The organism is Verrucomicrobiia bacterium, from assembly GCA_019634635.1.
Classification (GTDB): domain Bacteria; phylum Verrucomicrobiota; class Verrucomicrobiia; order Limisphaerales; family UBA9464; genus UBA9464.
In genome coordinates, this window is the sequence record JAHCBB010000042.1 from 1 (window position 1) to 24,175 (window position 24,175).

Consider the following 24,175-nt stretch of genomic DNA (forward strand, 5'->3'; position numbering starts at 1 on the left):
GGGCGGATCGGCGGGCCGGTCCCGCCGCTTGTCTTCCGGGCACGCCCGGGTAACGTGGCCGCCTTGTTGAACGAACGCCTTCAGCGCTGGCTGCCCTGGGTTTTTGGCGGGGTGATGGCCCTGACCCGTTGGCCCGGGCTCATGCCTCCCAACTTCAGCGCCGTCTACGCCTTCGTCTTCTGCGCGGGCGCGCTGATTCCCGGGTCCCGTGCCTGGTCGCTGCCGCTGGTCCTGTTGCTGGCCACGGACGCCGTGTTGATCGGCTACTATCAGTGGGTGCGCGGCTGGCAGGTCGTGACCGGAGCGGGGCTGGCGCTGATGGCGGTCAACTATGCAGGCTACGCCCTGCTTTTCGGACTCGGCCGCTGGCTGGGTCCGACCCGCCGCTGGCGCTCGCTCGTCGGAGGCGGCGTGCTGGGGGCCCTCGTGTTCTACCTCGTTACCAACTCGGCCGCATGGCTCTTCAATCCCTTCCGCAACCCGGAATACACGCGAAGCATCGGCGGATGGCTGGTCGCATTGACCCGGGGGACCGGCGGCTATCCGCAGACATGGGAATTCTTCCGCAACACGCTCCTGAGTGGCGGCCTGTTTACGGCCCTGTTCGCCGGGGCCTGGCGCCTGACGGCGGGCGAATCCCCGGTGGAACGTGGTGATGCGCCAGCAACCGAGGCAGACCCCGAGCCCGAGGAGCCCGCGGCGGAGGCCGGGGCCTGATACCGGACCCTTTCGTGACGCGGATTGGCCTGATCGCGGATACTCACGGGTTCCTGGACCGGCGGGTGCTGACGCTTTTTGAGGGCGTGGATGCCATCCTCCACGCCGGCGACATCGGCTACCCCAGCCTGATCCTGGAACTGGAAGCCGTAGCCCCGGTGACCGCCGTGCTGGGCAACACGGATACGGGCCTCGATTTCCGCATCACCGAGGTGCTGGAAGCCTGCGGACGCCGAATCCTGCTGCATCACATCGTGGATCCCTCGGACCCCGCAAAGAGCATTGGGAACCGTTTTCTGAAGGCGCAGCCGGCGGCGGTGATTTTTGGCCACACCCACCGAGGCTTCCATGAGACCCGCAACGGGGTGGTGCTGGTCAACCCAGGCTACGCGGGGAAGCCGCGGTTTGGTCAGCCCCGGTCCGTCGCGGTGGCGACGATCGCTCCGGGGGCAATTCAGGTGGAATTTCTGCCCTTGGCGTGACGGCCGCCATCGGGCGGGCCGTCCGTGCGTGGAGTTCCACGGAACGGACTCGCGGTTGTGCGAACGGTTCGGCGGAGCCTCACCCCACCGGTCCGCCGACTGGCTCGCAACCCACCTGCTTCGTTCGCGGATCAACGGGGATTGGTCAATGTGTCTCCTCTTCTACAAGGGTCACGGTCGGCCCGGCCGGTGGAGGCGATACGCCCTGACGCCGCCCCCCCGGCCATTGAACCCAGAGTTCATCCACCGCGGCGCCCGCGCCCAGACCCAACGTGACGGGAAGCTCGCTCTGGGACAGGTAACTCCTCGTGGGCATGACCTGACGGGACAGCGTCCGCCCGCCCGCCACCACGGTCACCCAGGCACCGATGGCATCCCGGTTGGAACGACGGCCGGACAGCTTGAGCCGCAACGGGGGTGTGGCTGGGTCCAGGTCGTTCCGCAGGAGGAGCGGGGGGCCGGCCAGCGTGGCGATCACCACGTCCAGGTCGCCGTCCCCGTCAAAATCCGCGTACGCGCTGCCCCGCCCCACGACCGGTTGGAACAGGTCGGGACCTGCGGCCGAGGCGTCCACCGGGACGAACGAGGGCGCCCCCCCCGCGTTCCAGAACAGCTGGGCCGGTTGCCGGTATCGCGCGCTGGGCTGGATCCGCTCAATGGCCTCCTCGATGTGGCCGTTGGCGGTCAGGACGTCCGGCCGACCGTCGAGGTCGTAGTCGAAGAAGAAAAGTCCGAACTTCAGCAGGGACTGGCTCGCCGGGCCAAGGCCCTCGGCCACCGCCTCGTCGGTGAACAGGAGGGCGTCCGCGCGCCCCCCCTTCCTGGCCACGTAGAGGGCGTTCATCTCGTTGGCAAAATTTCCAATCGCCACCGCCACCGCCTGGTCATTGCGAATCCGCGCCGCATCAATGCCCATGGCGCCGCGGGCTTGTCCGAAGGCATCAAACGCGATCCCCGTCATCTCGCCGACCTCGGCAAACGTGCCGTCGTGGCGGTTGGTGAACACAAAGTTCTGAACCGTGTCATTGGCCACCACGAGGTCCATCCACCCGTCGTCATTGAGGTCCAGGGGGGCCACGGCAAGGGTCTTGGCCGCCGGAAGCCCGGTGGCGGGATTGGTGACTTGCAGGCCGCTGCCGGCGGAGACTTCGGTGAAGCGGACCTCGCCCGGTCTCCCGCCGTCGTTTCGAAACAGCCGGGGGACCGTGCCGGGATAATTCCAGGGGCGTCCGTACGCCCGCCCCACGCCCACCAACTGGTTGTTCACCCGCCGGTCCAGTTCCGGGGACCACCCGACGTAGTTCCCCACGTACAGGTCCAGATCGCCGTCGTTGTCCACATCCACCCAGGCGGCCGCCGTGGACCAGTCGTCCGGCGATCCCCCCACGCCCGCGGCGGCGGTGACGTCCTCGAACCGGCCCCCACCCAGGTTTCGAAAGAGCCGGTTGCCCCCCACGCCGGTGAGCAGGACGTCCACGGCGCCGTCGTTGTCGAAGTCCCCACAGGCGACCCCCATGCCGTAGAAATCCACATCGAGTCCCGACCCGGCGGAGATGTCCGTGAACCGGATGGGGCCGCCCGGGACGGTGTCGTTGCGGTACAGTACGGTGGTGGGCGGCCGTTCCGTGGCGCGGCGCGGGTCGTCGGGCCACCAGGTGGAATTCACGAAGAGCAGGTCGGCGTCGCCGTCCCCATCCGCATCAAAGCAGGCCACGCCACCCCCCATGGTTTCCGGCAGGAGCTTGTCGCCGCGGGCGCCGTTTTCATGACGAAACCGGATCCCGGATTCTGCGGTGATGTCGGTAAAGTGGACCCTCGGAGGCCGGGGAGCGGTCCCGTGCTGTGGACGCGCTGCGGCTGGCGTTGTCGGGGACCCCGCGCTGCGGACCAAGCGCCAGACGATTGCCGCCGCCCCCACGCCGACCACGGCGAGGATCAGCAGCAGCCGCCACAGCAACCGCTGGCTCGGGGTGGCGGCATCGGTTGGCATCGGGAAAACCGTGCGGAAGGCGGCTGGACGGTGCAAGCGCCGGGATCCCGGGGGGACGGATTCTCCGTTTTCAATCGGAACTTCCCCGTCCAGATTGCGCCCCATCGTCACCGCCGAGGACACCCCCCGCCCCGCCGCTCAACCCCGTCTCCGCTGGATGTGGGGTCTGCTGTTCGCCGGGATCTTCACGCTGCTGGGCCTGGCGTTTGCAGGACAGCTCTATCTCACCCAGATCAAGGTCGGCCAGCCCGTCACCTGGGCCTTTGCCCTCACCCGATCCCTTGGGGATTGGTACGCGTTTGCGCTGCTGTCCCTGCCGGTGATGGCGCTGGCACGGCGTTTCCCGCTGGGCAGCGCCCCGGCGGGTCTGCTGCTGGTCCTGCACCTGACGGCCAGCGGGGTGTTTGCCCTGTTATGGACCCTGCTGCGGGCGGGCCTCGCAGTGGTCGTGGACGGCATCGGGTTTGCCGAGGCGCTGCGGCATGCCCTGGTGGCCACCCTGGTGTTCAACATGCTGGTGTACTGGGTGATTGTGGTTGCAGCGCACGCGGTCGCCTTCTACCGGCAGTCGCAGGACCGGGAGCGGCGCGGACTGGAGCTGGAGCGGCGCCTTGCGGAGGCCCGGTTGCAGGCGCTGCAGATGCAGCTCAATCCGCACTTCCTCTTCAACGCCCTCCAGGGAATCAGCACGCTCATGTACCGTGACGTCGAGGCGGCGGACCGCATGCTGATCCGCCTCAGCGAACTGCTCCGGCAGGCGCTGGACCGTTCCGGGGAGCACGCCATACCCCTCCGCGATGAACTGGAGTTCCTCGACCGGTACCTGGAGATTGAGCAGATCCGGTTTGGGGATCACCTGAGCATCCGCCGCGAGTTGGATCCCTCGTTGCTGGGGGCGCCGGTGCCCAACCTGATCCTCCAGCCGCTCGTGGAAAACGCGATCAAGCACGGGATTGAGCCTCAGGTGCGGCCGGGAGTGATCACGCTGCGGGCGCAATCCGTAAATGCTGACCGCCTTCGCCTGGAGGTGGAGGACAACGGTGTCGGCATCCCACCGGGTGGCGATCCGCCGTCGGGAATCGGACTGGCCAACTGCCGGACCCGCCTGCGCCATCTCTACGGCGACAACGCCTCTCTTTCCCTGCGACCCGGAGGGGACCGGGGTTTGTGCGTGATCATCGAGCTGCCCCGGGGCGGTCCGACGGAGCCGCTGCCGGCGGTCTGATCCGGGGTTTCCGGCCCGAAAGGGGGGAAATCCGTTGACGCATGGAGCTTCGGGAACAGACTGCGCCTAAGATCGATCTCGTTTGAACCGCCTTCCTGATGAGCACTGCTGACACGCCCGCCGCCCCGCCCGCTGCCACCCCGGCCCCCAAGGGTCTCGAGGGCGTGGTGGCTGCAAACACCCGGTTGAGTGACGTGGAGGGCGATGTCGGACGCCTGACCTATTGTGGCTACGACATTGACGAGCTGGCGGGGCGGGTGAGTTACGAGGAGGTGGTGTACCTGCTGCATCACAATCATCTGCCGAACCGCCGCGAGCTCGCCGACCTCCGGGCGGTCCTCAGCGGCTACCGGGAGCTGCCGCAAGGCGTGGTGGATCTGCTGACCCGGCTGCCGGCGGACTGCCCGCCGATGCACGCCATCCGGACGGGTGTCAGTGCGCTGGGTTGCTACGACACCGTGGCCGATGACGATTCGATGGATGCCCAGCGGCGCAAGGCGCTGAGGCTCATCGCACAGATTCCGGTGGTGACCGCGTACTTCCACAGGGCGCGCCAGGGCAAACCGCTCGTGCATCCCGATCCGGCCCTCGGGGAGGCCGCGAATTTCCTGTACATGATGGACGGGGAGAAGCCGTCGGCGGAGAAGGAGAGCACCCTGGACCTTTGCTACGTGCTCCATGCCGACCACGGCATGAACGCCTCCACCTTCAGCGCCCGGGTGACGATCGCGACGCTCAGCGACATGTATTCAGCGATCACCACGGCCATCGGCACGCTCAAAGGGCCGCTGCACGGCGGGGCCAACGAAGGAGTGATCAAGATGCTGCAGGAGATCGGATCGCCCGACCGTGTGGATGCCTACGTGGCCGAGACCCTTGCCCAGAAGCGCAAGATCATGGGCATCGGGCACCGGGTGTACAAGGTGCTCGACCCCCGCGCGCCGCACCTCCGGCGCATGGCTCAGATCCTTTCCGCCAAGCTCGGCGAGCCCAAGTGGATCCAGATGTCGGACCGCATCGCCGGGCAGATGCTGGAGAAAAAGGGCCTCCACGCGAACGTGGATTTCTACAGCGCCACCGTGTACTTCAGCCTCGGGGTTCCGACCGACCTGTTTACGCCGATCTTCGCCATCGCCCGCACCAGCGGTTGGACCGCCCACGTGCTGGAACAACTCGCGGACAACCGGCTCATTCGTCCCCAGTCGAGTTACGTCGGGAAAAAGGGCCTCAAGGTCGTGCCGCTGGACCAGCGGTAGGCGTCCCCCCGAGCTTGGCAGGGACGGGCTTCCGCACGTCCGTGACCTTGTCCGTTGCGCCTGTGGAGTGGCTCGGGAGATCGCGGGCAGGGTTTGCCGCCTGGCGCTTCCCGCGTTCCCACTCGTGCATGCACGAACGCAGCGGCATTGAAGTGGGTCGCGGTGAAACACGACCCTACCCGGGTAGGTACGGGCTCCCGCGCACCCAAAACATCCTCCGTCGGGCAGGTGGGGGGACTTGGGGGGAACGGGGGAGGCGTTTCTCGGAATTTCCTTGGCGGCGTCTGCTGCTTGCCATACCGTGTATGGCATGAAGATGACACTGCACATTGATGAGGCGTTGCTGGATCGGGTCACGGCCATTTACGGCTGCGAAAGTAAGACCGCCGCGGTGGCCCTCGCCCTCGGGGAACTGGAGCGGCGGCACACGCTGAAGCGCTACGCCGAACGGGGTCTCGGCTTCACCCCCGACGAGCTTCGGGAATCCCTCGATCCCTCCTACGACCTGATGGCCACCAGGTACGGCACGTTGGCCCCGGCTGCCGGCCCCCGTGTCCCCGCCGCCTCGAAGCCCCATGGCCGCCGTCGCGCTCGTTGACAGTTGCGTCTGGATTGGGCTGTTGCGCGAGGGGCGGGATCCGGCCCGCGAATTGGTCGGGCGCGCCCGCACACTGGACCTGGCCACCTGCGGCATGGTGCGGTTGGAGGTGCTGCGTGGCGTGGCCCGGCCGGCGGTTTTCCGGGCCGTGGAGGGCTTTATGGACGTGATGATCAACGTGCCCACCGACAACCGTCTTTGGGAGGAAGCCACCCGCGAGGCGCGCGCGCTGGGCGCCCGGGGCATCACCCTGCCGGCTCAGGATCTGATCATTGCCGCCTGCGCGCGGCGCATCGAGGCGGCGGTCCTGACCTTCGATGCGCACTTTCTCGACATCCCGGGCCTTTCGGTGATGTCCTCTCTGGACGAGTTGTACTGATCCTTCATGAACATCCACGAGTACCAGGCGAAACAACTGCTCAAACAATACGGTGTCGCGGTGCCCTCCGGCGAACCCTGCGGCACCGTGGCCGGGGTGACCGCGGTGGCTGAACGGCTGTTTGGCGCCGGCCAGCGGTTGCTGGTGATCAAGTCCCAGATCCACGCGGGCGGCCGCGGCAAGGGGACCTTCACCCACGGCTTTCAGGGCGGCGTGAAACTGGTGAAATCCGTCGCCGAAGCCACCGATGTGGCCGCCAACATGCTCGGGAAGACCCTGGTCACGAAGCAGACAGGCCCGGAGGGGCGCGTGGTCGGCACGGTGCTCGTCGCCGCTGCCGAGAAGATCCTCAAGGAGTTCTACCTCGCCGTGCTGCTCGACCGCGCGAACTCGCGTCCGCTGATCATGGCCAGCACCGAGGGCGGCATGGACATCGAAGAAGTCGCGGCCGTGACCCCGGAAAAGATCTTCCGCGAGCATGTGGACCCGGCGGTCGGCCTGATGCCCTACCAGGCCCGGAAGCTCGCCGCCGCCCTCGGCCTCAAGGGCGACCTCTTCAACCAGGGCTGCAAGTTGGTCGCCGGGGTGTACAAGACCTGGTGGGAATGCGACGCCGCCATGGTGGAGATCAACCCGCTGGCCATCGTCGAGACTCCGGAGGGCCGCCAGGCCCTCGTGTGCGTGGACGCCAAGATCGGCCTGGATGACAACGCGCTGTACCGGCACCCCGAAATCCAGGCCATGCGCGACCTCGCCGAGGAGTCCCCGCTGGAGGTGGAGGCGAGCAGGCACAGCCTCAATTACATCAAACTCGACGGCAATATCGCCTGCCTCGTCAATGGCGCCGGGCTGGCCATGTCCACCATGGACATCATCCAGCATTTCGGCGGCCGTCCGGCCAACTTTCTCGACGTCGGCGGCGGCGCCTCCAAGCAGCAGGTGACGGAGGCTTTTCGCATCATCCTGAGCGACGCTGCGGTCGAGGGCATCCTTGTGAACATTTTCGGGGGCATCATGGACTGCAACGTGATTGCCACCGGCATCGTCGAGGCGGTCCGGGAGACCGGCTTGAAGCTGCCCCTGGTCGTCCGGCTCGAAGGCAACAACGTCGAGGCTGGACGCGCCACCCTGGCCGGCTCCGGGCTCAGGCTCGTGACCGGCGACTCCATGGCCGATGCCGCCCGCAAGGTGGTCGCGGCGGTGGGAAAGTGACCCCCCATGATTCGCGCCACCGAGATCGCCTTCAGCTGCTACCCCGTCACCGACATGGCCCGGGCCCGCGCCTTCTATGAGGGGGTGCTGGGTCTGACGCCCACCATGGTCGCCGGCGAACCCGGCGGAATGCAATGGACCGAATACGACATCGGTGCCGGAACCTTGTCCCTGGGCCATGCACCCGATTGGCATCCGACCGAAAACGGCTGCTCGGTGGCGCTGGAGGTGGAGGACTTTGACGCGGCCATCGCCCACCTCCGGGCCGCGGAGGTCCGGTTCAAAATGGAGCCCTTCCCCACGCCCGTCTGCCGCATGGCCTTCATCCTCGATCCCGAGGGCAACGCCGTCTGCATCCACAAGCGCCATCCCGAACACCACTGAGACTCGCCCGGCTCCGGTCTTTGGAATCCAAGGACCGGTGACCACTGACCACTGACGCTCCCCCATGTCCATACTTGTTACCCCCGACACCAAGGTTCTCATCCAGGGCATCACCGGCTCGTTCGGCGCCCGGCACGCCCAGTTGTCCATCGAATACGGCACCCGCGTCGTGGCCGGCGTGACGCCGGGAAAGGGCGGCCAGGTGTTCGAGCATCAGGGCACGCGGGTACCGGTCTTTGACACCGTCGCCGAGGCCGTCCGCGAGACGGGGGCCTCCGCAAGCGCGGTGTTCGTCCCTCCCCCGTTCGCCGCCGATGCCATTCTTGAGGGTGTGGATGCCGGACTCGATCTGGTGGTGGCCATCACCGAGGGGATCCCGGTCAACGACATGGTCCGCGCCAAAAGGGCCATGCAGGGTGCCCGGACCCGGCTCATCGGCCCCAACTGCCCGGGCGTGGTGACGCCCGGGTCCGGACCTGACAGCCGCGGCGGCTGCCGGATCGGCATCGCGCCGGGATACATCCACAAGCAGGGCCCGGTGGGGGTGGTGAGTCGTTCGGGCACCCTGACCTACGAGGCGGTGCATCAATTGACCGTTCGCGGCGTTGGACAGAGCACCTGCGTGGGCATTGGTGGCGATCCGGTCAACGGGACGTCGCACCTGGATGTGATCCAGATGTTCATGGCCGATCCCGGGACGAAGGGCATCATCATGATCGGCGAGATTGGCGGGTCTGCGGAGGAGGAGGCTGCGGAGTGGATTGCGAAGTTTGGCACCAAACCGGTGGCGGGATTCATTGCCGGAGCGACGGCGCCTCCGGGACGACGGATGGGCCACGCCGGAGCCATCGTCAGCGGAGGCAAGGGAACCGCTGAAGCGAAGATCGCCGCCTTCCGCGCCGCCGGCATCGGGGTCGCCACGACGCCGAGCGACATGGCCGACACCCTGCTGAAAATGATGTAATCCCCCGCCCGGGCCGTGGTTTCCTCGCTGCGGAATCCGCCGTGCCGGCCCCGACGTCCGCTGTTCCGGCGTCCGAATCCGGACGTCCGACGCAACGGCCCGCGGCCCGGAGGGGCGGCCCGTCCAACCCGGTGGACCGACAACGCCGATGGCCCTGCTGAATCTCCTGCTCGACCTCGTCGCCCTGGTGCTGCTGCTGACCGGGATGGGCGTCGGCACCCGGATGCCCGCGCAGCGGGCGGGAACGTTGCTCAGCAATCTGAAGCTTGCGGAGGGTGGCAGGGGAAAACGCTGGCCCCTGTTCGGCGCGTTGCTGGCGCTGCTGCTGCTGCGCCCCTGGCTCTACGCCACCGTGGCCGAGGTCAGTGGCTGGGTGCCCACCTGGGATCCCCTTCCAGCCATGGTCCCTTTCCGGCCGGACTTTATCAGTCGTCTGCTCCTGTTCTCCCTGGTCAGCTTCGGATGGACGCTCCTGCAGTTCCTGGCGTGGATCCTGTTCGCCGCCGCCCTGGCACGGGCCACGCGCGAACCTTCGTCGTGGAACCGGTTTTTCCATGAGCTGCTCGGGCCATTTTCGCGGCTGCCGGTGCCATTAATGGTTGTGCTTCCCGCGTTCGTCGCGGCCCTGGTGTGGATGGCTGCCGCGGTCCCTCTGAACCAGCTGGGCCTGCTGCCCCCCATCCGCTCGTGGCAGCATCTCGCCCTGCAGGCGGCCTTGGTGGGGGCCGGCGTCTGGGTGACCGGTGCCTGGATGATCGCCGGCCTTCTCTTCCTGCGGCTGGTCAACAGCTACGTGTACCTGGGCACCCATCCCTTCTGGGACTTTGTCCACCAGGTCGGCGGTGTGCTGCTGCGTCCGATCGAATGGGTCCCCGCGCGCTTTGGCAAACTGGACCTCACCGCCCTGGTGGCGGCCTTGCTGGCAGGGGCTGTGGCGCGAGCCGGCGAACTGGGCCTGACGGAGCTGTACACCCAGCTCCGCCCGTGAGCCTGCCTCCGTACCTCCAGGTGCGGCCCGACGGCCTGTACCTCGCCGTGCGCGTGGTCCCTCGAGCCGCCCGGGCCGGACTGGCGGGCGAGGCGGGCTCCGAACTGCGCGTCCGCGTCACCGCGTCACCCGCGGACGGCGCGGCCAACGAGGCGGTCGTATCCCTGCTGGCTGGCGTCCTCGGACAGCACCGCCGTTGTGTGCAGCTCGTCCGAGGCGCCACCTCCCGCATCAAGCTGTTCCGACTGGATGGCATCGAGCCCGCGGACGCCGCCGGCCGGCTGCGGTCCCATGGTGGCGGCTGATCAGCGGAGAGCCGCCAAGGACCTGTCCCTATGCGGTTGCGGGTCGGGTGCTGGGCCGCATACTGCCGGCCCATGCCGGAAGCAGCCGTCAGCGGCCTGTACATCCATGTCCCGTTTTGCGCACACAAGTGCGAGTACTGTGCCTTCTACTCGGCTCCGCCCGGCGGCGACCGCATGGCGCGTTATGTCACAGCGCTGGTCCGCGAGCTGGAACTGATCGCCGCGGACTGCCGTCCGGACACCCTCTTCTTTGGGGGCGGAACCCCTTCCCTCCTCCCCCTGGCACACTGGGAAACCCTTCTGGAAACGCTGCACCGGCTCGGGCTGGGCTCGGCCACCGAATGGACCGTGGAGTGCAACCCGGCAACGGTCTCGGCCGACAAGGCGCGCCTGCTTCGCGGAGCAGGGGTCAACCGGATCTCCATGGGAGTCCAGTCCCTAGACGAACACCTCCTGGAGCGCCTCGGTCGCATCCACACCCGGGACCAGGTGTTTCGAAGCTGGGACATCCTCCGCGATGCCGGCTTCGACAACATCAACCTCGACCTGATGTTCGCCATCCCCGGTCAGACGCTGGAGCAGTGGCGCGCCACGATCCGGGAGGCGTTGGATCTCGGGCCCGAACACCTCTCCTGCTACGAGGTGATTTACGAGGAGGACACCCCCCTGTACGAACAGATGAAGGCGGGCCGGTTTGACGTGGATGAGGACCTGGCCTGCACGCTGTACGACACGCTGGTGGATGGCCTGGCGGACGCCGGCTACCGCCAGTATGAGATTGCCAATTTTGCCCGGGATGCCGAAAGCGGCGCCATTCCCTCCCGGGCGTGCCGGCACAACGTCGGTTACTGGCGCGGACGCGACTGTTATGGCCTGGGTCCCAGCGCCAGCGAATACGTACGGGGCACGCGCGCCCGCAACTGGGCCAACACCGTGCTGTATTGCGAGCAGTTGGAGGGCGGGCGGCGGGCGCGGGAGTTTTCGGAGCGGCTGCCGCCGGAATCCAGGGCCGGGGAACTGGCGGCGTTCGGACTGCGCATGACCGCCGGGTGGCCCTACGACGAGTTCCTTGAGCGGACGGGGATGGATCTGCGCGTCGGGTGGGCATCGGAGATCCGGGACCTGTGTGCCCGGGGTTGGGCGGAGGACACGGGCCGGGAATTGCGCCTCACCCGCCAGGGGCTCCGCTTCGCCGACGCTGCCGGCGCTGCCATGCTGCGACCTTCGGCGACGGTCCGGGGTCCTGACCGGGCGTCCAGCCCTGCAGGCGCCCGAGTCCGGGCAACCGTTCCTTGACGCCCCGGCGCGTGTTCCGTTCCATCACGATTCCGTCCGGTTGCCGGATGGCCCATCATCATGACGAAAATCTCCGAAATTGAATCCCGCGAAATCCTCGACTCCCGGGGCAACCCGACGGTTGAAGTGGATGTCACCCTCGAATGCGGCGCCGTCGGGCGCGCGGCGGTGCCCTCCGGCGCCAGCACCGGCGAGCACGAAGCCATCGAGCTGCGGGATGGCGTGAAAACCCGCTTTCTCGGCAGGGGCGTCACCAAGGCGGTGAAAAACGTGACGGACCGGATTGCGCCGGCGCTTGAGGGAGTGGACGCCCTCGACCAGCTCACCGTGGACCGGATCATGCTGGATCTCGACGGGACGGAGACCAAGTCGAAGCTCGGAGCCAACGCCATTCTGGCGGTGTCCCTGGCCAGCGCCAAGGCGGCCGCGCTTGCGCTCGGGCAGCCGCTGTTCCGCTACCTGGGCGGGCCCAATGCCAAGGTGCTGCCGGTGCCGATGGCCAATGTGATCAACGGCGGCGCTCATTCCGACGCCCCGATTGATTTCCAGGAGTTCATGATCATGCCGGCCGGGCTGCCCACGTTCAGCGAGGGCCTGCGGGCGATCACCGAGGTCTTCCATGCCCTCAAGGCGGTGCTCAAGAAAAAGGGGCTGAGCACGGCGGTCGGGGACGAGGGCGGGTTTGCCCCCAAGCTCGAAAGCGCCGAGGCGGCCCTCGACGTCATCGCCGCCGCGGTCAAGGACGCCGGCTACAAGCTTGGCAAGGAGATCCACCTGGCCCTCGACGTTGCCAGCTCCGAGTTTCACGCTGGCGGACAGAACTACGTGTTCAAAAAGAGTTCCGGGCAGAAGTTGACCGGCGAGGAGCTCGTCGCGTTCTACGAAAAGCTGTGCAAGGAGTACCCGATCGTTTCGATCGAGGACGGCTGCGCCGAGGGCGACTGGAAGACCTGGAAGCTCCTCACCGAGCGCCTGGGCGACCGGATCCAGCTCGTGGGCGATGACCTGTTCGTCACCAACGTGAAGTTTCTGCAGAAGGGCATCGAGACGGGGACCGCCAACTCGATCCTGGTGAAGGTGAACCAGATTGGCTCTCTTACCGAGACGCTCGACGCGGTGCGCCTCGCCCAGACCCACGGCTACACCGCCGTACTGTCCCACCGTTCCGGTGAAACCGAGGATGCCACGATCGCGGACATCGCGGTGGCGACGAATTGCGGCCAGATCAAGACCGGTTCCTTGAGCCGAACGGACCGCACCGCCAAGTACAACCAGTTGCTCCGGATCGAACAGATCCTTGGAGGCAACGCGGTGTACGCGGGCACCAGCGTCCTGCCCGCCGGCCGCTGAGACGCGCCAACCGGCCGGCTGCAGGCTCCGGAGAACCGGCGCCTGCAGGCCGGCCGCGGCATTTTCCGTTCGCGCCCCATGCCCATCCGCCTGGTTTCCACCGACTTCGACGGCACCATCCACGAGGACTTCGCGCATGCCCCGGTGCCCGACGCTCTCCAGGATCGGCTGCTCGATCTGCAGGCGCAGGGTGTGTCGTGGGTGATCAACACAGGCAGGGATCTCGCCAGCCTGATGGAGAGCATCGGCCGCGCGCGCCTGCGGGTGCGTCCGGACTTTGTCGTCACGGTGGAGCGTGAAATCCACCGGCATGTCGGCGGGCATTACGAGTCGGTGGAGCCCTGGAATGCGGACTGCGTCCGCGACCATGCGGGCATCTTTGACCGGCATGCCCCGGCGCTGGCGGACCTGGCCGCAGGGATGGAGGAGCGCTTTGACGCGACCTTCTACAGCGACATGTGGTCACCCATCTGCGTCATCGCCCGCACGAACCCGCAGATGGATGCGATCCAGTCCGAACTGGAGACGTTTTGCCGGTCGGTGCCGGAGCTGGTGCCGGTGCGCAACGACGTGTATGTCCGTTTGAGCCACCGGGCGTACAGCAAGGGCACCGCGCTGCAGCAGATTCAGAGGCTGCTTGGAGTGGGCCCTGGGGAGAGCTTTGCCGCGGGGGATCATCTCAACGATCTGCCGATGCTGCGACGCGAGGTGGCCCACTGGCTGGCGACACCCGCCAACGGCCTGCCCCAGGTCCGGGACCAGGTTGCGGCGGAAGGGGGATACCTGGCGGCGGCGGGCTGCGGACTCGGCGTGCTGGAGGCGCTGGATCACTTCGCCAGGTTGGCGCGTTGAGCCCGGCGGCTCAGACCGGCGCCCAGCGCCGCGCGCGGCTGCTGCGCAGGATCGCCTCGCACAGGCGCACTTCGTGATGCCCATCCCCGGCGGTGGCAAACAACACCGGGGTCTTCCGGTCGCTGGCGATGTGCTCGTACACCGCGCGGTAATGCATCTTGTGGCTGTCCGGAAACCCCTCCGGATGGCCGCCCGGATAATCGGTGAATCCGGCAACGTCCTCCTGAAAGCCCGGGGTGCCCCGTTGCAGCACCTGACACGGCTCGTCCCGCCGCCCGACGAAGATCTCGTTGGGTTGCTGCAGGTCCCAGCGGACGCTTCCGCGCGTGCCATAAATCCCCACGGCCAGGCTGCATTTCCACCCGGCGGCGACCTGCGAGATGGAGGCATTGGCATGGACGCGGTCGGCAAATCCGTGCTTTGCGGTCCCGAAACGCATCAGCACGCTTCCAAAATCCTCCGTATCCACCCGGTAGGGGACGAGCGTCGCCGGGTCCGCCTTCGCAAACGTCTGCACCTCACCCCGGGGCCGCTGGCGGATCTTGTGGAAGGTCTCGAGGTGGGCGAACACCTGCTCGATCCGGGTGCCCAGGATGAAGGACACCGCGTCCATCCAGTGCGTCCCGATGTCGCCGACCGCACGGAGCCTTCCCCCTTCGGAGGCCAGCAAACGCCAGTTGTAGTCGGTCTCGTTCAGGAGCCAGTCCTGAAAGAAATGCCCCTGCACGTGGATGATCCGTCCGAGATCGCCCCGCTGAACCATGGCCCGCATCTGGAGCACCGCGGGAAAGAACCGGCACATGTAATTGACCGCAAACACAGGCGCCCCGGGCCGGTCCGTGGCGCGGACCACCCGGGCGGTCTCCCGCGAGGTCATTCCCAGCGGCTTCTCGCAGACGACGTGGCGCCCGGCGCGCAGCGCGGCGAGGGACTGCTCCACATGAGCCTTGTTGGGCGAGGTGATGTGGATCACGTCCACATTCGGAGATCGCAGCATCGCCCGGTAATCGTAGTCGCCGTACACCTCGGGAATGCCCCAGCGATCGGCACAGGCGCGGGCCGATTTCGTCGAACCGCACACCGCGGTCACCTGGACCCCGAGCCGCCGTAACGCCTCAATATGGACGGGCCCGATGAATCCGGTGCCAATGACGCCGGCGCGGAGGGAATGCAAGGGAACGGACATGGCGGCCTTCCCATGGCAGACCCCCAAGGGCCGGGCGAGGCAAAATGCGGAGGATCCCCACGCATTTTTACGGACTCCCGGAATGAGATGCCCGGAGTTCACTCCGGTGGGGAGAGGCTCCAGCCAAAACACCGCCAAGCACCCGTCGGACTGTGGGTTTACTGCGACACCCTCCGAAACCGCGTCACGTAGTTGTCTTCAAGCCGGAGCGGTTCGCCCACCTTGCGAAAACCGGCCGACATGATCTCCGCCTCAAACACCTCCTGTCCGGCGCGGACATGGTTGAGCATCCACTCGGAACTGACGCCGGGGATGCGCTTGAACTCGACCAGCACCAATTCGCCCTTGGGTCGGAGCGCCTTGTGAATGGCCGCAAGCATGGGGCCGGGTTGCTCGAAATGATGGTAGGTGTCGCAGAGAAACACCCGGTCCACGGAGCCCGGAGGAAGCCGCGGGTCATCCGGCGCGCCCAGGACCGGGACCACCGGGCTGTCCCCGCTGGCCGCGGCGCGGCCGCGAAGATGGGCGACCAGCGCCGGAGAAATATCCACCGCGTAGACGAGGCCGGTTGGGCCGACGACCTCGGCGAACAGGAAGGTGAACAGCCCGGTGCCGGCACCAATGTCGGCCACCCGGGCTCCGGGCTTCAACCCGACGATCGTCACGATCTCGTGGCGGTGGTCATAGACCTCGCGTCCCTCCCGTTCGAACCGTTCCACCCAGGAGTTGGGGTCCATCCCGGGATTCATGAAGTCGGCATTGATCGCCGGCGCCGCCCCCTGGACCGCCGGCATCGAAGGAGGTGGGGTGGACTGACAACCGGCGGAGAGACAGACCATCAGTCCGGCGAGCATCCACACAGGCGCTGGCGATGGTCGCAAGTGCATGCCGTGGTTGTGGCACATGCGGCGCCCGTCGGGCAGCCCAAATCCCGCGGCGTGGCAATCCCTTGCCGGACGGCTCCCCGCTCAGATGGGCCTGGCGGACCTTGCCGCGTCCACCGCGGATTGCCGACCACGTCAGGGGTTTGGTCAGCGCCACGAAGACCTTGTCATCGCCGACGCAGCTCCCTGCCGTGTGGCGTGGGTTCGTCGTGAGAACGGAACCTGGGTGGTCGTGGCAAACGACGCGCGGGCAGGCACCGTTGTTGGCGAGGCCCCCCTATCCGAAGGTGTTAGCGGGTGGCGCTGGCCAAGGTAAGCGGATCGTGATGGAATCCCCCCAAGCCTCGAAATCCGTCCGTTGACGTATGAACACCCGTTGCCTCGCCCCGCGGTATTGCGTCCTGCTCGCCGGCATGGTGGTGCTGGCCCACCCGCAGACGGCACAGCAACTCCGCTGGATTCAGGATGGGCACCTCGAGCTGTCCGACGGGCGCGCGGGCACCACGTACCAGTTGGAGGAGGCGTCCGCGCTCGCCCCGGGAATGACCTGGGAGAAGGTTGGCCCGCCGCGCGTGGCAACGACGGCCGGCCCGGTCGGATGGACCGTGGAGCCCGCGGCCGCTACGCGGTTCTTCAGGGTGTCCGCTTCCGGTGGGGATGTCGGTATCAAGGAGGCCGCCTTACGGGTGTTGACGGAGGTCATCCGGCCCTCCGAACAGGCCGGGCTCGTCCTGGGCCTGCGCTGGCCGGAACCGCTCGCGGCCGGCGCGGTGATTCGGTCCGCATCCCCGGAAGGTCCTCCCGGGGCATGGCCGGTGGATGAGCCATCGCACTTTTTTGTGGTGGACCACGCCCCGGCTCAGAAGCTCGGGCATCCGTTCACCTACGTCCTCGTCGGTCGAAATACAGGACAGCTCAGCACCCGGACGGCGTTTGCACCGCCGGAGGTGGATGGCGTGGGCCGGTTGAGCCGCCTGCGTGAGCGATGGAATCCGGCGGTCCGGTTTTTCCCGGCGTCTTTTGGCGACGAAACACCCCCGCTGGCCGGGTTTGTCGAACTCGAGTTTGGGGATGCCGAACCCGGGTTCCCGGTGTTGCCCGCACCGCCGCCGGCCGTGGCCGGTGCCGCGGGCGCCCAAGTTCCGGGCAGCCGGGGCAAACCCATCACGGACTGCACAAAGACGCCGGGACGGAAGGTCGCGGTGGTGATCGCCTCGGGCGCCGATGACGAGATCCAGAATGACGCCAGGGACATGGCTGCGTTGCTGGCACGCATGGGATTCTCGATCACCGCATTCAACTCCGCTTCGAACACCCTCAGTGAGGTGACCACGGGCATTGAGCTCGCGGGCCGCGGGCTGGGGCCCTGTGACAAGTTCTTCATCTACATCTCCTCCCACACCCAGTTGGTGGACGACAACGACGACGGCAAGCCGGACGGCCTCCCGTTCCGCCTCGACTACGGGTTGGGCCACGCGACCAAAACCACCTGGTCCTGGCTCAGCCGGCATCCCAATTCACTGCCCGCATTGCTCCGAACGAACCTGTCGGGAAGGATCAACCTGATGCTGGACACCTGCTTTGCCGAGGCAATGCCCCTGTGGCTGGAAAAGGACAAGGTCGAACCACCCCCGGGGGTCGAGTGGAACATCTTCTGTTCCTCGGAGGCCTTCAAGACATCCGCCGGTGCGACGACGCTGGATTTTCTCCTCGATTACGGCAACGACGAGGTCCACAGCCAGTACACGGGGCGAATTCTCGAGCAGATCGGGGCGGCGGAGCGTGCGGGACTGGTGGACACGGACGGCGACGGCGTATTGTCCGTGGACGAAATTGAAGCGGCATTTCTGGCGGCACAGGATGTGGTGGCCTCCGAACTGTTCAGTGGCCAGGGGCCGAAGCTCCACCAGCGTCGGGGACCCGTACCCGAGGCGCTCGAGGATTCGGTCACCGTCGCCCCGGCGCAACCGGTCCGGGTGGACGTGTCGGCGAACGACAGCTTTCAGCGTTCAGCGACGTTCACGCTCGTCGAAGAGCCGGCATTGCATCCGGACCTGTATTCGTGGAATCCGGCAACGGGAGAAATGACCCTGACCGGGCTGACGGCGCAGTCCCAAGTCACCTTCAGTTACCGGCTCCGGAATGGGAACCTTGAAACGGATCCGGTGAGGGCCACCGTGCGGTTTGATCCGCGCCGCAATTACCTGGAGGAATTCCTGGAGGCCGTCCCGGATTCCGACCGGTTGCGTGTGCCATGCATCCAGCTCGATGGACTCGACTACCCCGTGTACCAGTTCCTCCTGACCAACAGTCCGACCGACCACTGCACGGAGCCGCATTGGCATGCGCACCGTCCGGTGTTTCCCGTGAACGCGACCGGGGCGCCGGGACGCACCGACCCCAATCCTCCGTCCTGCGGCTTTGGCACCATCCGGGAGCGGCCGGTGATTCTGGTCGAGGTGACCCGGGATGTGTGGGCCGACTTCCTGCTCGAACACCTGCCGCCCTTCTGAACGCTCCGCCCTTTGCCGCGCCCGCAACGCCATGTTCAGGGCCCGCGGTGGCGCACCAGTTCAAGGAACTGGTGCTCGTCGTCGGGGGCAACCGGCAGGGAAAGGGTCCGCACATAGCCGTCGCCGGCGAAACCATCCACACGTGTCCGGGCGGCGGAATCCAGGCGGCTGCGAAGGTAGAGCTCGTACGTGGCGCCGTGCTGCGTGGCGACCGTCGCTTCCAAATGGCTCCCGACCAGGCGCGCACCTCCAAACGAGGTGTCGGGATCGGGAAGAACGCGGCGGAGACGGAAGGAACTTTCGGTTTCGGGCCGGTTCGCTTCCATGGTGGCGAGGACCACGGAGCCATCGGGCATCAGTGCCATCGAGCGAACCTCCGGAGGATTGTCGAATCGCCGGCCAAAGGTGAGTCGAAATGTGTCGTCAAGGACTCCGCTTTCACGCCAGCGCACGAGTTCCAGGTGGCTGTTGGACCGGCGAAGAGCCGGTGCGATCACTCCGCCCTGGGGCAACAGCACCATGTTCATGTCCAGCAGCGAGTTGGGGGAGAGCCCGGGGACGGAAAGATCCGCGAGATCAAACGCCGCCACCGGGCTTCCGTCCGCATCCAGATGCTGCGGTGGCAGCCCGGCCAACAGGGAATCTCCGGGCAGGACGAAGAACTGGTTCCACGGGGTGGCGTCCGGGCTGAACGTCGGATCGAGGGCCCCGTCCGGCATCAGGCGCTGGAGTCCGAACGTCCCGAGCTTCAGGAGTGGATTGTCCGGCGATTCCCGGAAACCGGCGATCACAATGCGATTCCTGGAATCCGTCTGCATGCGCTCCACCACCTGCCCCGGGGCGAGCGTCGAACGAAACCCGGGGTCGGGTTGGCCTTGAGAATCAAGGCGGGCCAGGTGGTAGGTCTCCCGGCCACCGATGCGAAGAAACCGTCCCGCGACCAGGAGCTTTCCATCGGATTGTCGGGCGAGCGCTGTCACGTCCGGAATATCGAGGTCCGGCCAGGTTCGTGAGACGGGCCTGCCCCCGCCATCGAGTTCCAGGAGCCCGGTGGCCTGGACGCCGGCCATCCGGGTGAAGTTCCCTCCGATCAGAACACCACCATCGGGCAGGGGCAGGACGGCCCGCACGAACCCGTTTCCTGAGACCACACCGTCCTGGCCGAACGCGGCATCCCAGGTGCCGTCTGCTCGCAGGCGACCCAGCATGGCGTCGTCGTCGTCCTCGGAGACAACCCGACGCCAAAAGGAGCTGACCAGAAGGTTGCCGTCGGGAAGCGGCGTGAGAATCTGCGGATCTGGCAGCCGGCCCAGGGACACATCAAAGCCGGTGTCCAATTGCCCCGCGTCGGGGCTGCGGATTGCCAGCGTCACTTGGGGAAACTCCAGCTCCTGAACGCCTGCCGCGTTGCGCGCGATCAGACGAAAGGCGCCCAGGGGCGTTCCGGCCTCCACCGGCAGGCGCAGCACCCGCTGGGTGGCTCCGGCGATGGGTTCACCCGCGAGAGTCCACTGCAGATCCGGAGGCGGATCGCCCCGCACTTCGGCGGCAAGGTACAGCACTTCGTTGGTGGCAATGCGGGATCGCGCCGCCGTGGATCGAATCTCCGGGGCGGTGTCGGGCGCCGCATGAGCCAGCACCCGTGCCAATCCCGGCCGCTCAATTCCGTTGACCCGGTCAAACGCGCCGTGGATCCAGAGGCGTCCGCGATCATCGAGTTCCATGCCGCCCAGCTCCCCCACCTCGGACGGACCGTTGGCGAGCTCGACCTGGAACGATTCATCCAGGGTGCCGTCTGCGAGCAACCGGGCCAACCCCGTGGCCGGGCGCCCCTGCACGCGATGGAAGTGTCCACCCAACAGGATGCGACCGTCGGGCTGAATCACCGGCGGAAGCAGTTGCCCCTCGACTTCGAGAGGGATCCAGCGGACCAGATTTCCGCCGTCGTCCAGTTGGGCAAGCCGGCGGTTCGGAACGCCTCCCGGAGTCTGCAGAAAGAGGGACCCGCCGGGACCGAGCGCCATGGACAGGGGCACGCCTCCCAGGACGCCTTCCTCGCTGACGGAAATTCCCAGCACCTCCGCGGGATCAAATGCGGGGTCGGGCCGCCCATCAGGCAGCAACCGGACGATTCCCAGGCGGGTCTCCCGGCCGGACCTGACAAAGTTGCCGATGGCCAGCAACCGGCCCTGTCCGTCGCGGAGTACCTGTTGGATGAGCGGCCGTCCGTTCGGCCGGCCAAACTCCAGGCGGCACGCGAAGGCAAACGCTGAATTCCGAACCCCCTCGGGGTTGAATCGGGTCAGGTCGGGAGTCACCCAGCCGCCGTCATCAAGCGCGAGGAAGGGCAGGATGTCCGGGATCACACGTGCGCCAGGGGTGGGGAGCGGATGCCTCAGGCCTTGCGCGTCCCAGCCGTAAACAGCGACCGAGCTGCGGACCCACAGGCCTCCCCAAGGAGTCGCCACCACCCAATGGATCGTCGGGACCCCATTCGGACGGTCGTCATCAACGACGATCGAGGTCCCGTCCCAACGACCGTCATCGCCATACCGGCGGATCTCGGGGATCAGGAGGTCGTATCCGTAACAAGCATCCCCGGCGACGATGAACTCCCTGCGCCCGTCGAGTTCCTCAGCCACGGGTGCGAATCCTGCATCCAGTTCGCCGCTGCCCGGGAGCACCACTGCGGTTGCCCAGACGGCACCGACCACGGACAGGATCAGTTGGAGCCAACGAATGGCGTGCCGGTTGCTTGGTGAACGGTGCTCGGAGTGGGAGGACCTCATGGGATCAGGGGTGGAGGCTTGAGAAGCGGTTACAAATGTAAAAATGTGGTTTCGTTTGTCAACATCGAAAGCGTCGCGCTTTGGACGGTTTGCCCGGGGCGCCCGGGGACTCTTGGCTTCGAACCGGCGCCTGGGGCAGGCTCGGTGCGAACCATCACCCGCATGAGCCGTCCCTACTTCGCCTCGGAAATCGTCGAAACCCTCCACGTCGGTGACCTGGAACAGGAGGTGGTCGCCACGATCGAGGGACGTCACGACGCCGGGGAAGGGCGGCTTCATGCCCGGGTGGACGCCGTCCTCCGCGAAGTCAATCCCCGGGGCGCGGATGCGGAGTTCCGTCCGGACTGGCTGCCGAAGTCCCAGGAGATGACCGAGGGGGTGGAATCCTCGGAGGCCAATGCGTTGGCCCGGGACTTGTTCCATCAGTGGGTCGGAAAGGTCCGCGAGGCGGTCCGCAGGCATCGGGAGGGAGACTGAGGACGCTTCCCGCGGCGATCGGCAGGACGTGGCCGATCCCGGTCGCCGGCGGATTCCGGGGCCGCGTTCCATGCCTTCACGGCACCCCGCCATTGGTCCGCTCCCACAGCCATGCGTAGTCGCGGTTGCTGGCAGCATCGAAGCCGATGGCGTATGCCTCCTCCCAGTTTCGCACCCGGGGACCGGTCCTGGGATCCAGCCACTTGTGCAGCTCACCGTGGCCGTCGGCGAAGCTCAGGGCGCCGGCACCGCCGTGCCTTCGGGCGGGCCAATGGGCCGGCCAGTTCCATTTCGGCCCCATGGTCCACTCAAACTGAAACTGCCCGTTCTTGATGGTCAGTTCGTGTTCATCAATGAACACCCACACGTGGGCCGGAGAAGTCCGCTGGAAGTCCGACCACCGCACGAACGCTGTCGGCCCGTAAACGAAGGTGCCGTCCGGCGTCACCCCCAGACCATCCCCCAGGACCATGTAGGTGTTCATGGTGTAGCTGCGAACCCGCAGTGGACCCCGGGGGCGGAGCAGGTTCTGGAAATTGGTCCGGCTACGGTCCGAGGGGCAGTGGAAGACCTCGGGCTTGCCCAGATAGGGGCCCAGGTGGCCCGGCCCGGGCGCGATCAGCATCTGCCGGTTGGTCATGTCGCTCAACCGGTCGGTAAAGAAGGGCGACATGATCCCGTCTACCCAGCGCGTGGCATTGTCGAGGTGGATTCCGGTCTCCGACGGACTCAGGAACTCCCGGTGGTCGTCGGCGTAGACGTGGAAGGCGATCTGCAACTGACGCAGATGGTTGAGGCAGCCGACGGCCTCGGCCCGTGTGCGCGCCCGCGACAACGCCGGCAACAGCAGGCCCGCGAGGATGGCGATGACGGCCACCACCACCAGCAGCTCCACCAGCGTGAAGCCGTTGGCCCGCAGGTTCCACCCCCCGGACGGCACCAGAAGAACGCGTCGCCGCCGCCCGGACCCATGCGCCCTGGCCACATTCCCGTTGAGCCACCTGCCATTCATGGCCGTCGCAGCCGGTAGAACCTCATGGACTCCGGAGGCTCCAGCAGGATTTCCCCGTTGGCCGCCTCCGGGATCGGCACCCAATCGGCATCCGGTCCGAGGGAGTCGGAACTCTCCAAGAACCAGTTGGCCAGTCCGATGGCGACCGGCCACCGAACCCGGATGCCCTCTGGAACGACCTCGGAGGTGAGAGGGATTTCCGGGGGCAAACCGGCCCGGATGGGTTCGCCCGGGAGCGGGTTCCAGTCGTTCGCGACCACTTGGAACTGGGTGAGGAACTCCCGATTGGGCCGGGCCAATTGAAGCCAGCCATAATGGGCTCCATCGTCAGCGGAGAACTTTAAACCAATCAAAAGATTGGTCTCCGAGCTCCAGAATGCCGGTGGTAAATTATGTGTTGTTGGGTCCACATATTCCCATGGCGTTCCGGGGAACCGCCATTGATAGAACCCACCTATGTTGATCAGGGGCGCAGGACCGGAGATTTCCATATTGGTTGACGAGATGGAATCTCCGCGGCTGAACTGGATACGGTTTCTGGAGAACCTCAACAGCGCGGACCCTTCGACGGGGAAGAGAACCACAACCACCCCGTAATACTCTTCATTTTCTTGAATCGGAGGATACCTGCCGCGACTTGCGACCACATTGATTTCCGGCTCCCCGTCTCCATTGAAATCGATGGAATCAATAGTCAAACGATCCTCTTCCAACGGTGGAATTGCTGCCCATTCTGTCTGAGCAGATGCGAAGACTAAAGCAATCACGGTCGCGATAAGACGATTTGCTTGGTCCATAATTTCTTGCAGTTGAAACAATTACTGTCCGGGTGTGCGAGGGATCAGGATGAAGGCTCGGGCTACGCCAGAATTTCTGCCCCACCCAATGATAACATCGGAATCGGAAATGGCGGCCGACCCCTCCAAAGCCCAGCCGGGGGCACGTGAATAATGAGGATCGTTAAGGTCACGGAGCACTCGATCGACCGTCCGTGAGATAACCGCCTTGGCTGATGAACTGGTTCTGTTGGGACCAGACCAGCCTACTGCAATCAGTTTACCATTGATCCCGAGCAGTTCAGCCTGCGGATCGAGGACGCCCGTCCTTCGCAATGATTGCAAGTCAACATGATGTTGAGGCAACCCATTCAATGCATTCCAAATAACAGACCGATGATATAGTTCCCCGGAGACATCGTTGCGCGTATACCATCCCGTTCCTGTTGAATAGTATCCGCCGCCAGACGAAGGCAGGATGGCTGTACGGGTGACGCTTGTAACTCACAGCCATCCCACAGAAATCGAGTGGAGAAAGGC

The 24,175-nt window shown here is 66.3% G+C and carries 21 protein-coding genes; 15 read left to right on the forward strand and 6 right to left on the reverse strand.

Annotated features, from left to right (window positions below; all coding sequences use genetic code 11):
* Both KF791_18860 and KF791_18865 read left to right on the forward strand, forming a co-directional pair.
* Window positions 1-717 (forward strand): hypothetical protein (locus KF791_18860; protein ID MBX3734643.1); only part of this gene is annotated, 717 nt, incomplete at its 5' end.
* Window positions 718-731: 14 nt separating this feature from the next.
* On the forward strand, window positions 732-1,199 hold the full coding sequence (locus KF791_18865) for a metallophosphoesterase family protein (protein MBX3734644.1): 468 nt from the start codon (window positions 732-734) through the stop codon (window positions 1,197-1,199).
* 145 nt (window positions 1,200-1,344) lie between these two features.
* On the opposite strand, the gene KF791_18870 is transcribed toward KF791_18865, so the two are convergent.
* Entirely contained in the window at window positions 1,345-3,189 is a 1,845-nt protein-coding gene (locus tag KF791_18870; protein ID MBX3734645.1) for a CRTAC1 family protein, read from the reverse strand.
* A gap of 157 nt (window positions 3,190-3,346) precedes the next feature.
* Between KF791_18870 and KF791_18875 the strand changes: the two genes are divergently transcribed.
* The 11 genes from KF791_18875 (at window position 3,347) to KF791_18925 (ending at window position 13,998) form a co-directional block, all read left to right on the forward strand.
* Window positions 3,347-4,414: a histidine kinase gene (locus tag KF791_18875; GenBank protein ID MBX3734646.1), complete on the forward strand. Its 1,068-nt coding sequence runs from the start codon at window positions 3,347-3,349 to the stop codon at window positions 4,412-4,414.
* A 98-nt stretch (window positions 4,415-4,512) separates the two neighbouring features.
* The gene (locus tag KF791_18880; GenBank protein MBX3734647.1) at window positions 4,513-5,670 is read left to right on the forward strand and encodes a citrate synthase; all 1,158 of its coding nucleotides are present in this window, start codon (window positions 4,513-4,515) and stop codon (window positions 5,668-5,670) included.
* A gap of 310 nt (window positions 5,671-5,980) precedes the next feature.
* Window positions 5,981-6,268: a type II toxin-antitoxin system VapB family antitoxin gene (locus KF791_18885; protein ID MBX3734648.1), complete on the forward strand. Its 288-nt coding sequence runs from the start codon at window positions 5,981-5,983 to the stop codon at window positions 6,266-6,268.
* A complete protein-coding gene (locus KF791_18890; GenBank protein MBX3734649.1) occupies window positions 6,246-6,647 on the forward strand; it encodes a PIN domain-containing protein in 402 nt (133 codons plus the stop codon). The genes KF791_18885 and KF791_18890 overlap by 23 nt, the downstream gene beginning before the upstream one ends.
* Window positions 6,648-6,653: 6 nt before the next feature.
* The gene (sucC, locus tag KF791_18895) at window positions 6,654-7,859 is read left to right on the forward strand and encodes an ADP-forming succinate--CoA ligase subunit beta (protein MBX3734650.1); all 1,206 of its coding nucleotides are present in this window, start codon (window positions 6,654-6,656) and stop codon (window positions 7,857-7,859) included.
* Between the two features lie 6 nt (window positions 7,860-7,865).
* Entirely contained in the window at window positions 7,866-8,243 is a 378-nt protein-coding gene (locus tag KF791_18900) for a VOC family protein (protein ID MBX3734651.1), read from the forward strand.
* Between the two features lie 64 nt (window positions 8,244-8,307).
* The gene (gene sucD, locus KF791_18905) at window positions 8,308-9,207 is read left to right on the forward strand and encodes a succinate--CoA ligase subunit alpha (protein MBX3734652.1); all 900 of its coding nucleotides are present in this window, start codon (window positions 8,308-8,310) and stop codon (window positions 9,205-9,207) included.
* Window positions 9,208-10,071: 864 nt separating this feature from the next.
* Complete coding sequence (locus KF791_18910) at window positions 10,072-10,500, forward strand: DUF167 domain-containing protein (GenBank protein MBX3734653.1); 429 nt, start codon at window positions 10,072-10,074, stop codon at window positions 10,498-10,500.
* Between the two features lie 30 nt (window positions 10,501-10,530).
* A complete protein-coding gene (gene hemW, locus KF791_18915) occupies window positions 10,531-11,796 on the forward strand; it encodes a radical SAM family heme chaperone HemW (GenBank protein ID MBX3734654.1) in 1,266 nt (421 codons plus the stop codon).
* Window positions 11,797-11,856: 60 nt separating this feature from the next.
* Window positions 11,857-13,146 (forward strand): phosphopyruvate hydratase, encoded by a 1,290-nt coding sequence (eno, locus tag KF791_18920; GenBank protein MBX3734655.1) that lies wholly within the window; start codon window positions 11,857-11,859, stop codon window positions 13,144-13,146.
* Window positions 13,147-13,224: 78 nt separating this feature from the next.
* Entirely contained in the window at window positions 13,225-13,998 is a 774-nt protein-coding gene (locus KF791_18925) for an HAD hydrolase family protein (protein MBX3734656.1), read from the forward strand.
* A gap of 10 nt (window positions 13,999-14,008) precedes the next feature.
* Here KF791_18925 and KF791_18930 read toward each other — a convergent pair whose 3' ends face one another.
* Together KF791_18930 and KF791_18935 are read right to left on the reverse strand one after the other, a co-directional pair.
* Window positions 14,009-15,184 (reverse strand): Gfo/Idh/MocA family oxidoreductase, encoded by a 1,176-nt coding sequence (locus KF791_18930; protein ID MBX3734657.1) that lies wholly within the window; start codon window positions 15,182-15,184, stop codon window positions 14,009-14,011.
* A gap of 158 nt (window positions 15,185-15,342) precedes the next feature.
* The gene (locus KF791_18935) at window positions 15,343-16,071 is read right to left on the reverse strand and encodes a methyltransferase domain-containing protein (protein MBX3734658.1); all 729 of its coding nucleotides are present in this window, start codon (window positions 16,069-16,071) and stop codon (window positions 15,343-15,345) included.
* Window positions 16,072-16,433: 362 nt separating this feature from the next.
* Here KF791_18935 and KF791_18940 point away from each other — a divergent pair, with 362 nt between their 5' ends.
* Window positions 16,434-18,581: a hypothetical protein gene (locus KF791_18940; protein MBX3734659.1), complete on the forward strand. Its 2,148-nt coding sequence runs from the start codon at window positions 16,434-16,436 to the stop codon at window positions 18,579-18,581.
* A gap of 35 nt (window positions 18,582-18,616) precedes the next feature.
* On the opposite strand, the gene KF791_18945 is transcribed toward KF791_18940, so the two are convergent.
* Window positions 18,617-21,370, reverse strand: a complete 2,754-nt coding sequence (locus KF791_18945; GenBank protein ID MBX3734660.1) for a hypothetical protein — start codon at window positions 21,368-21,370, stop codon at window positions 18,617-18,619.
* Window positions 21,371-21,532: 162 nt separating this feature from the next.
* Here KF791_18945 and KF791_18950 point away from each other — a divergent pair, with 162 nt between their 5' ends.
* On the forward strand, window positions 21,533-21,847 hold the full coding sequence (locus tag KF791_18950; protein ID MBX3734661.1) for a hypothetical protein: 315 nt from the start codon (window positions 21,533-21,535) through the stop codon (window positions 21,845-21,847).
* Window positions 21,848-21,923: 76 nt separating this feature from the next.
* Here KF791_18950 and KF791_18955 read toward each other — a convergent pair whose 3' ends face one another.
* Entirely contained in the window at window positions 21,924-22,859 is a 936-nt protein-coding gene (locus tag KF791_18955) for a prepilin-type N-terminal cleavage/methylation domain-containing protein (GenBank protein ID MBX3734662.1), read from the reverse strand.
* Window positions 22,856-23,656, reverse strand: a complete 801-nt coding sequence (locus KF791_18960; GenBank protein ID MBX3734663.1) for a hypothetical protein — start codon at window positions 23,654-23,656, stop codon at window positions 22,856-22,858. Before KF791_18960 ends, KF791_18955 begins: the two co-directional genes overlap by 4 nt.
* Window positions 23,657-24,175 lie beyond the last annotated feature (519 nt).